The sequence below is a fragment of the Daejeonella sp. genome (assembly GCF_036405355.1).
GTDB lineage: Bacteria > Bacteroidota > Bacteroidia > Sphingobacteriales > Sphingobacteriaceae > Daejeonella.
The window spans coordinates 112,262-121,649 of sequence record NZ_DASWXT010000068.1 but is presented as its reverse complement, the minus strand read 5'-3'; the positions used below and the strand labels follow the sequence as shown (position 1 = coordinate 121,649).

The window sequence follows — 9,388 nt, the reverse complement described above, 5'->3', positions numbered from 1 at the left end:
AGTTCAAAAAAAATAAGTCATTTATATGAAAATGGAAATATTATCTAACTTCGCTGCTTACTATAATTTATAGAAATGAACACTAACTCTTTTAAAAGAAGAAGGGACAATGAAAGCCATGAGTCTAACCAAATGGTATTTGGAATCAGGGCGATTATTGAGGCAATAAAGAGTGGAAAGGAAATTGAGAATCTATACCTGCAAAGGGGGCTTACCGGAGGTATAATTTTAGAGCTGCGGGCATTGATAAATGATCAGGAAATTGGATTTCAACTCGTACCTGTAGAGAAGTTGAATCGATTAACACCTAAGAACCACCAGGGTGCTGTAGCATTTATTTCTCCGATTAGCTATGATAAAATTGAAAATATAATTCCTTCTATTTACGAGAAAGGAGAAGTGCCATTAATATTAATACTGGATGGAATTACTGATGTAAGAAATTTTGGTGCCATTGCCCGCACTGCTGAATGTGCCGGAGTACATGCCCTGATTGTTCCGTCAAAAGGTTCGGCACAAATCAATCCTGATGCGATAAAAACTTCTGCAGGCGCATTATACAAGATCCCGGTATGCCGTCATGATAGTTTGTTTAAAACTGCCAAATTTTTGCAGGAGTCTGGTTTACAGCTTGTTGCATGTACCGAAAAAACAAATGATTACCTTTATCAGCCTGATTATACTGTACCCACCGCAATTATAATGGGCTCGGAAGAAAACGGTATTTCCACAGAACTTATCCGGATAGCTGATCATCTCGCAAAAATACCAATGTATGGAGAGATTGAGTCATTAAATGTTTCGGTTTCTGCAGGTATTTTGCTTTATGAAGCTGTCAGGCAAAAGATTGCCCTTAAATAAACTCCGGTCCAAATCGTTGTTTTACATCACCTACAATTTGTTTAATCTCCTGTTCTTCACTTCTCGGACATATAAGTAGCGTATTATTGTCTTCGACAACAATGAAATCATGCAGCCCCTGCATAATCACCAGTTTTCCTTTTGGTACATTAACCATACAATTGGATGAATCGTACATGATAACCATTTCGGAAGGGATTACAGCATTTCCGACGTAATCCTTTTCGGATAAATCATAAACAGATGCCCAGGTTCCCAGGTCTGACCAGCCAAATTCTGAAGGGAGTACGTAGACATTTTCAGCTTTTTCCATGATTCCGTAATCAATAGAAATATTGGTACACTGGGAAAATGCAGTACGAACGAACTCCTGCTCCTCCAGGGTATTGTATATTGCTTCACCCTCCCTGAATATCTCGTTCATCTCGGGAAGATATTTTTTAAAGGCATTGAGGATACTTTTTACTGACCAGACAAATATTCCGGCATTCCATAAAAAATCTCCGCTTTGAACGAAGGTTTTGGCTAATTCTTTATTGGGTTTTTCAGTAAACGTTTTAACCATAAAGAAATCATCGCCTATTTTTTTTGTATTGTATTGTATATAACCATATCCGGTATCAGGTCGGGAAGGCTTAATACCCAATGAGATCAGGCAATCATGGTTTGAAGCAGTTTCAAGAGATTTATTTATACAGCGGGTAAATTCTTCTGAATCCATGATAAGATGGTCGGAAGGTGCAACGACGATAGAGGCTTCAGGGTTAAGTTTAAGAATCTTATGACTTCCATATGCGATGCAGGGAGCAGTATTTCGCATTATTGGTTCTGCAAGTATCTGCGAATCATCCAGATCTGGTAACTGCTCTTGTACCAGTTTAATATATGATTCATTGGTTAGAATAAAGATATTTTCTTTGGGTACGATCTTTAAAAATCGATCATATGTTTGCTGAATGAGCGTTTTACCTGTGCCCAGTATGTCTATAAATTGTTTTGGATGGGCAGTCCGACTAATTGGCCAAAACCTGCTGCCAATTCCTCCTGCCATTATCAGGGCATAATAATTTTTCATATAGATCTAATGCATTTAAATGATGCCTTCTTTCAAAAGGTCATGAAGATGGATGAAGCCTTCAAATTTTGTGCCTGTTCCTACAAGTATCTGAGTAATATTATTTTCGCGGAGTATTTCAAGTGCGTTAACAGCAAGTTCGTTCTTATCAATGTATTTTGGGGAGCTTGTCATTATGTCTGCTGCACAAAGTCCCTCAATGGTACTGTTTTTATTTAACATCCGGCGTATATCACCATCGGTTATAATGCCTTTTAAGATTCCATGATCAACAACGGCAACTGCACCTAAACGGTTCTTTGTGATTTCGATGATTACTTCTTTAACGCTGGCATTTGAAGGTACCAAGGGTTTTTCGTTTTGTACAGCCAGATCAGCTACTTTCAGATAAAGTCGTTTCCCTAGTGAACCTCCAGGATGATATTTTGCGAAATCAGCACTGCTGAATTCACGACATTCAAGCAAACTAACTGCCAAGGCGTCACCCATAGCCAATTGGGCAGTCGTACTGCTTGTTGGTGCCAGATTATGCGGACAAGCTTCATGTTCAACAAAGGTATCCAGGATCCAGTCTGATTGTCTGGCCAGAAAAGAGTCTTTATCACCTACCATTCCAACCAGTTTATTTCCTCCCTGTTTCAATAAGGGGATTAAAACTTTAATTTCAGGTGTATTTCCACTTTTTGAGATGCAAATTACCAGATCATCTTTTTGAATCATTCCCAAATCGCCATGAATGGCATCTGCTGCATGCATGAAAATAGAGGGTGTTCCGGTGGAATTGAAAGTTGCTACAATTTTTTGAGCGATTATTGCACTTTTTCCAATGCCAGTTACTATGACTCTGGCATTTAGGTACAGAATTTGATGTACCAATTCTGAAAAATTATCATTTAATTGAGTTGCAAGTCGTTTTACGCTTTCAGCTTCAATTTGAAGTGTTTTTCTTGCGATTTCTAATATTTCAGCATTGCTTTTCAATGAGATATTTTTTTAATAAATAGATAATTAATCGCAAAAATATGTTATTTTGAATATTATTATGACCCATTTTCAATTTTTTCCAACCAGGCAATGGAAATAAACAAATCCCTGTTTGATAATTTACAGAATTTTTTCGGCTTTGATAACTTTAAAGGTGATCAGGAAGCTATAATAACCAGTATACTTCAGAAGAAGGATACTTTCGTAATAATGCCAACTGGTGGTGGCAAATCAATTTGTTACCAGTTACCAGCCCTGATGAGCGAAGGTACAGCAATTGTCATTTCGCCGCTGATTGCGCTGATGAAAAATCAGGTGGATCAGTTACGGGCTTTTGGAGGTACTGATAGCATAGCCCATTTTTTAAATTCTTCCTTAAATAAATCTGAGATTACTAAGGTCAAAGAGGATGTAAGCAATGGGGAGACCAAATTGCTTTATGTAGCCCCTGAATCACTTACCAAACCTGAGAATGTCGATTTTTTGCGGGGGATATCCATTTCATTCGTAGCAGTTGACGAAGCACATTGTATATCAGAATGGGGTCATGATTTCAGGCCGGAGTATCGCAGAATCCGTCAGGTAATTGACAATATTGGAGACAATATTCCAATTATTGCACTTACGGCCACTGCAACTCCAAAGGTTCAGCAGGATATTCAGAAGAACCTGCAGATGAATAATGCAGCTCTCTTTAAATCATCCTTTAACCGGCCCAATTTATTTTATGAAGTACGTGCCAAGCGGAATGTCATTAAGGAAATTGTCAGGTATGCTAAAATGAATTCCGGGAAATCAGGAATTGTTTATTGTCTGAGCCGTAAGAAAGTAGAAGAGGTAGCAGAAGCGTTAAAACTGAATGGAATTAAGGCTCTTCCATATCATGCCGGACTTGATCCAAAGACAAGGGCTGAAACTCAGGATAATTTTCTGATGGAAGATGTTGATGTGATTGTTGCAACCATTGCTTTTGGTATGGGAATCGACAAGCCGGATGTCCGTTATGTTATCCACCATGATATTCCAAAGAGCATGGAGGGGTATTATCAGGAAACCGGTCGATCTGGCCGGGATGGGGGTGAAGGTATTTGTGTGGCTTTTTACTCACAAAAGGATATTGATAAGCTCACCAAGTTTATGAAAGATAAGCCTGTTTCTGAAAGAGAAATAGGAACTCAGATACTTAAGGAAGTAATAGATTATGCCGAATCTTCTGTATGCAGGCGTAAACAGATATTGCACTATTTTGGTGAGAACTTTAATGAGACTGGTTGCAATAATATGTGCGATAATTGCCGTCACACTAAAAAATATTTCGATGCTGAAGCTCCATTACATAGCGTATTAAAATTAATAAGAGAGCTTGGAGAAAAATTTGATGATCAGTATTTCATCAATATTATGATGGGAATTGAAAATGCCCAGGTTGCTTCTTATGGTCATAGTAAACATCCTCTTTTTGGCTCAGGGAAGGAGCAGGGTGAAATATTGTGGAAATCCTTACTGCGACAGGCTGTTCTCAACAACTATGTTCAGAAAGATATTGATAATTATGGTTTATTAAAGTTAACCAGATCCGGTAATTCATTTATTGAAAATCCACATTCATTAAAGTTTATACTAAACTATCTGATGGATGAGGCTGAAGATGAAGTTGAAGAATCCCAGCAGCAAAGTGGAGCACTTGATACCCAGCTTTTACAGATGCTTAAAGATCTGCGGAAAAAGATCGCCAAACAGAAAAATCTACCCCCATTTGTAGTATTTCAGGATCCATCACTGGATGAAATGTGCATTCATTATCCTGTTTCCATAGAAGAGCTTAAACAGATTCATGGTGTTGGTTCGGGAAAAGCTTTGAAGTTTGGCCAGCCATTTATTGAACTTATAAAAAAATATGTTGAAGATAATGATATTGACCGACCAGTCGATCTTGTTATTAAGAGTGCTGCCAATAAATCTGCTCTCAAAGTGTCAATAATACAAAACATCGACAGACAAATTGCACTTGAAGATATTGCATCTGCCAAAGGAATTACCTACGATGATATTTTGAAGGAGTTGGAAACCATTGTAAACTCCGGAACTAAACTCAACCTCAATTATTACATTGATGAATTGATTGAGGAGGACAGGCAGGATGAGGTTTACGATTATTTCAGATCGACAGAAACAGATTCTATAGATACTGCAATGGCTGAACTTGGAACAGATGATTATACACGCGAAGAGGTACAACTGATGCGTATTAAATTTATATCAGAATTAGGAAATTAATGATCAATAATATCCCGCAAATAAAACATACCGGCTCAGGCAATTTTTTTCTCATGGCTGGTCCGTGTGCAATAGAAAGTGAAGAAATGGCTCTCAGAATAGCCGATCGGATTGTAAACATAACAGACAGATTAGCTATCCCATTGATATTCAAGGGTTCATACCGAAAGGCAAATCGTTCACGCCTTGATTCTTTTACAGGAATTGGAGATGAAAAAGCACTTAAAATATTATCCCGGGTCAGTCGGGAATTTGCTGTTCCTACTGTAACAGATATTCATGAAAGTCATGAAGCTGCAATGGCTGCTGAGTATGTCGACGTATTGCAAATCCCTGCTTTTTTATGCCGTCAAACTGATCTTTTGATTGCTGCTGCTAAGACCGGAAAGACAATTAATGTAAAAAAAGGCCAGTTTCTGTCTGCATCTGCAATGCGCTTTGCAGTAGATAAAGTTCAGGATTCGGGTAATCCGAATGTGATCTTAACCGATCGGGGTAACACTTTCGGCTATCAGGACATGATAGTTGACTTCAGGGGCATACCCGAAATGAGATCCTTTGGCGTACCGGTAGTGATGGATTGTACACACTCATTGCAACAACCTAATCAGGCAAGCGGAGTAACAGGAGGGAAGCCTGCACTGATCGAAACCATCGCGAAAGCTGCAATTGCAGTTGGTTCTGATGGATTATTTATAGAAACCCACCCTGACCCTGCCAATGCCAAATCAGATGGTGCCAATATGCTGCACCTGGATAATCTGGAAGGCCTGCTGATAAAATTAATCAGGATAAGACAGGCAATTTCCTGATCCTACATAAATTGCAGGATCAGGTAGACAAGTAAGTAGAAAACTTAAGACTTATTGTAGATATTAGCTTTAAGCCATTCCACGCTTGATGCCGGATCATCAATAATCTTTGCGCCATCCTGTTCAATAAAGGCGTGTTTAACCCCTGAAAGCCTTGAATTTTCAAAGATATGTTTGAAATCAACCTTACCTGTTCCAACGGGGCAAGGCTTGCCTGTAACTTTGTCAAGATCTTTAACATGCCATAAGGGGAATCGGTTCGGGTATTTTTTGAACAATGCCACCGGATCCATACCCGCTGCTGTTGCCCAGGCAAGATCCAGTTCCATGAACACTTTATTTTTATCGGTATTACCCAAAACATAGTCGAAAGCAGATGTACCTTCAATGACAGTAAACTCCGACTGATGGTTATGGTATGCAAATTTCATTTTATTTTTCGCAGCGGCATCACCTGCTTTAATAAAGATTTCAGTAGTTTTTTTAATCTCATCAAGATTATTGATTGATGAACTTGAACAAATTACCCAGCCACATCCACCTTCAGCAGCCTCATCGACGATTTGCTGCAAATTATCTCTCAGATTTCGTGAGCCTGCTGCTATCTGTGCAGTACGGGGTAGGCCACCCACATGATTTCCAATCCATTTTAAGCCCAGATCATTCACAATTGCCGCAAAATCCCTGGCAGAATGTCTGTAATATAAGCCACCGGAGCCTGTTGCCGTTTCAAGTTCCTTGATTCCTAGGTCCGCGATTTGTTTAAGAACAGTTTTAGTATCCGCACCTGGAGCATTAATTATGCTGTTCAATGTGTAAACCTGTAAACCGAATGGCGGATATTTAAGTGCAGGATATTCATTTATTGAATTAGCCCATACAGGTAATGCACTACTCAATGCAATAATCCCTGAGGTTTTAAGGAAAGATCTTCTATTGATCATATATTTTTTATTTTATGACTATTTTTCTATAGTGTAGAACTGATATTTAATTGTCCAGTTAAATCCCTTACCCGGATCTGCATCTACCTTAATAAATGGCTCAGGACTCAAGGTGGTAGGAACTGACCAGTACATAAATTTTGATAAGGCCTTGTCGGCAGTTATTCTTACACCGGCACCTGTTTTTTTGTTTTCGATTCTGAAATCATAATCTTCAACCTTATCACCCGAATATCCTGTAGGGTACTCCATTGTACTTTCACCTTTTTTGAGATCTCTTAAATAGCTCATTTTATTTTCACTAAAGTCCATCAGATTTTTACCTGTCGGTTTATTGGCAATTTTAAAAGGAAGGGTAACCGTAAAATCGGATCCCGTAGTCTGACTGTCGATTACGAAGAAATTATGGTTAAAAACACTTGTGTTAATTGATTTCTGACCGGTGTTTTTTAATTTATGCTCCAATATCATCTCAGGTTTGCCTTTTAATAATCTTACCGTTTTAGTATAGGTGTATGAATACCCTTTACCATCATTCAGTTTATGAATAAATACAATCCTGTCATGTTTTTTACGGACTTTCCATGCCCCAGCATTAACCAGCTCAAAAGGAGCATTGAAGCGGTATGGATTATTATTTATCTTTTTAACTGTTCCAATTCCTATTTTAATGAAGGTTTCACCAGGAGCGGCTGATTCATACTCAATCGGATCAAAAGCCTCTACGGGGCCGGTAATCGCATCGTGTCTTTTAGGGTCATGCTTTGCATACCACTCCCCGAAATACTCATGACCCTTATATTTAAGGCTTGGGATTACACCAGCCCAGTCAAACCTGGTACCGCGATAAAACCCTTCTTTTGAATCAGGCAAGTATAATCTGGCTTCAATTTCTCCATTTGAGATTCGGGCTTCAGGATATTGGGCAATGACCTGATAGCTGGAAAGTAGAAGACATATAGTTAAAATCTGTTTTAGCATTATGATTAATATTTATTGTTTATTTTTAAAATAAGGGCTATGGTCTGATCAGTGTACCATCTGCTTTACGTACCTGCCAGTTAGATTTAGTACCAATCGGATATTTTGCAGCTTCCTTTTCATTGATATCCACACCTAATCCCGGAACTTCATTCACATACATGTAGCCATTTTTCATTGTAGGGCATCCTGAGAACACCTCTTTTATTTTATCTGAAAAACGAATCGATTCCTGTATTCCGAAATTCCAGACTGCCAGGTCGATGTGGGCATTTGCTGCATGACCTACAGGTGAAACATCGCCAGGGCCATGCCAGGCAGTTTTTATGTTGAACCATTCCCCAAGTCTCGCAACTTTCATAGCAGGAGTAATGCCCCCGATCTGGGAGATATGAATCCGGATATAATCAAACCATTGGTTCACCATTGGGAGTTTAAATTCGTTAATATTGTTAAATAGTTCGCCCATCGCAATGGGAACAGAAGTGCTTGTTCTGAGTTGCTTGAACCATTCCATATTTTCAGGTGAAAAAGGGTCCTCTATGAAAAAAGGGCGATATGGCTCCAGTTGTTTGATCATATTGATGGCATCCATTGGTTGTACACGTTCATGAATATCATGCAATAGCTCCACATCATCGCCGCACTTTTTTCTGACGGCTTCAAAAATCTTTGGAACAGATCTCAAATAAGTCCGTTCATCCATATAGGCGTCATTGGCCCCACCAAATCCAGCCTCTTTAAAATCCGGCTTTTTCTGAGTTACTCCAACGGCGCCATAACCACCCTGCTGTATCCTGACGTATTTATATCCCTCGTCCATAAATTTCTGGACATTATCTGCCACTTCCTCAGGAGTGCTTCCACTTGCATGGGCATAACAGGGTACGGCAAATCTTACCTTGCCGCCAAGAAGTTGATATACAGGCATATTTGCACGTTTTCCCTTGATATCCCACAAAGCCTGATCTAAGCCGCTAAGCGCATTATTCAGCACCGGGCCATTTCGCCAGTATGAGCTGACATAGACCCCGTGCCACATATCCTCGATATTGTCTACATCCTTTCCAATACAGAAATCATTGAGGTAACTATTGATCGCAGTAACCACAGCCATTGCTCTTTGAGTGAATGTGGCACATCCCAAACCATATAAGCCGGGTTCTGTGGTCTCTACTCTTACTACTATCAAGTTGGATCCAGCCGGAGCGCATGCAATGGCTCTGACGCTTTTAATCTTGACGGGAGCCATTCCACGTGTGTATGATGATGCTTCTTTTTCAGAGGCACTTGCAGAAGATGATGAGCCAAACATACCCATGATTCCTGCGGTTGAGCCTATGCCAAGCATTTTCAATGCTTCACGACGGTCAAAAATGCTTTGATCTTTTTTGGTATTCATATTCAAAAACTGATTAATTTTTATGATTGTTATCCTGATATTACCTGTCAAA

8 protein-coding genes are annotated in these 9,388 nt (G+C 39.3%); 3 read left to right on the top strand and 5 right to left on the bottom strand.

The window, feature by feature from the left end; all coding sequences use genetic code 11:
* Positions 1–75: 75 nt before the first annotated feature.
* On the top strand, positions 76–861 hold the full coding sequence (gene rlmB, locus VGE44_RS08915) for a 23S rRNA (guanosine(2251)-2'-O)-methyltransferase RlmB (protein WP_331078108.1): 786 nt from the start codon (positions 76–78) through the stop codon (positions 859–861).
* Here rlmB and VGE44_RS08910 read toward each other — a convergent pair.
* Both VGE44_RS08910 and VGE44_RS08905 read right to left on the bottom strand, forming a co-directional pair.
* Entirely contained in the window at positions 854–1,936 is a 1,083-nt protein-coding gene (locus VGE44_RS08910; RefSeq protein ID WP_331078106.1) for a mannose-1-phosphate guanylyltransferase, read from the bottom strand. The two genes, rlmB and VGE44_RS08910, sit on opposite strands and share 8 nt — an antisense overlap.
* Positions 1,937–1,951: 15 nt before the next feature.
* Positions 1,952–2,917, bottom strand: coding sequence for a KpsF/GutQ family sugar-phosphate isomerase (locus tag VGE44_RS08905; RefSeq protein ID WP_331078104.1), 966 nt, complete (start codon positions 2,915–2,917; stop codon positions 1,952–1,954).
* A gap of 93 nt (positions 2,918–3,010) precedes the next feature.
* Here VGE44_RS08905 and recQ point away from each other — a divergent pair, with 93 nt between their 5' ends.
* Both recQ and kdsA read left to right on the top strand, forming a co-directional pair.
* Positions 3,011–5,197, top strand: a complete 2,187-nt coding sequence (gene recQ / locus VGE44_RS08900) for a DNA helicase RecQ (RefSeq protein ID WP_331078102.1) — start codon at positions 3,011–3,013, stop codon at positions 5,195–5,197.
* Positions 5,197–6,009: a 3-deoxy-8-phosphooctulonate synthase gene (gene kdsA, locus VGE44_RS08895; protein ID WP_331078100.1), complete on the top strand. Its 813-nt coding sequence runs from the start codon at positions 5,197–5,199 to the stop codon at positions 6,007–6,009. Before recQ ends, kdsA begins: the two co-directional genes overlap by 1 nt.
* A gap of 44 nt (positions 6,010–6,053) precedes the next feature.
* Here kdsA and VGE44_RS08890 read toward each other — a convergent pair whose 3' ends face one another.
* Genes VGE44_RS08890 through VGE44_RS08880 form a run of 3 tightly spaced genes read right to left on the bottom strand, consistent with a single transcriptional unit; the run spans position 6,054 to position 9,336 of the window.
* Positions 6,054–6,953 (bottom strand): sugar phosphate isomerase/epimerase family protein, encoded by a 900-nt coding sequence (locus tag VGE44_RS08890; protein ID WP_331078098.1) that lies wholly within the window; start codon positions 6,951–6,953, stop codon positions 6,054–6,056.
* A gap of 18 nt (positions 6,954–6,971) precedes the next feature.
* Positions 6,972–7,934 (bottom strand): hypothetical protein, encoded by a 963-nt coding sequence (locus VGE44_RS08885; protein WP_331078096.1) that lies wholly within the window; start codon positions 7,932–7,934, stop codon positions 6,972–6,974.
* A 37-nt stretch (positions 7,935–7,971) separates the two neighbouring features.
* A complete protein-coding gene (locus tag VGE44_RS08880) occupies positions 7,972–9,336 on the bottom strand; it encodes an enolase C-terminal domain-like protein (RefSeq protein ID WP_331078094.1) in 1,365 nt (454 codons plus the stop codon).
* Between the last annotated feature and the right edge of the window lie 52 nt (positions 9,337–9,388).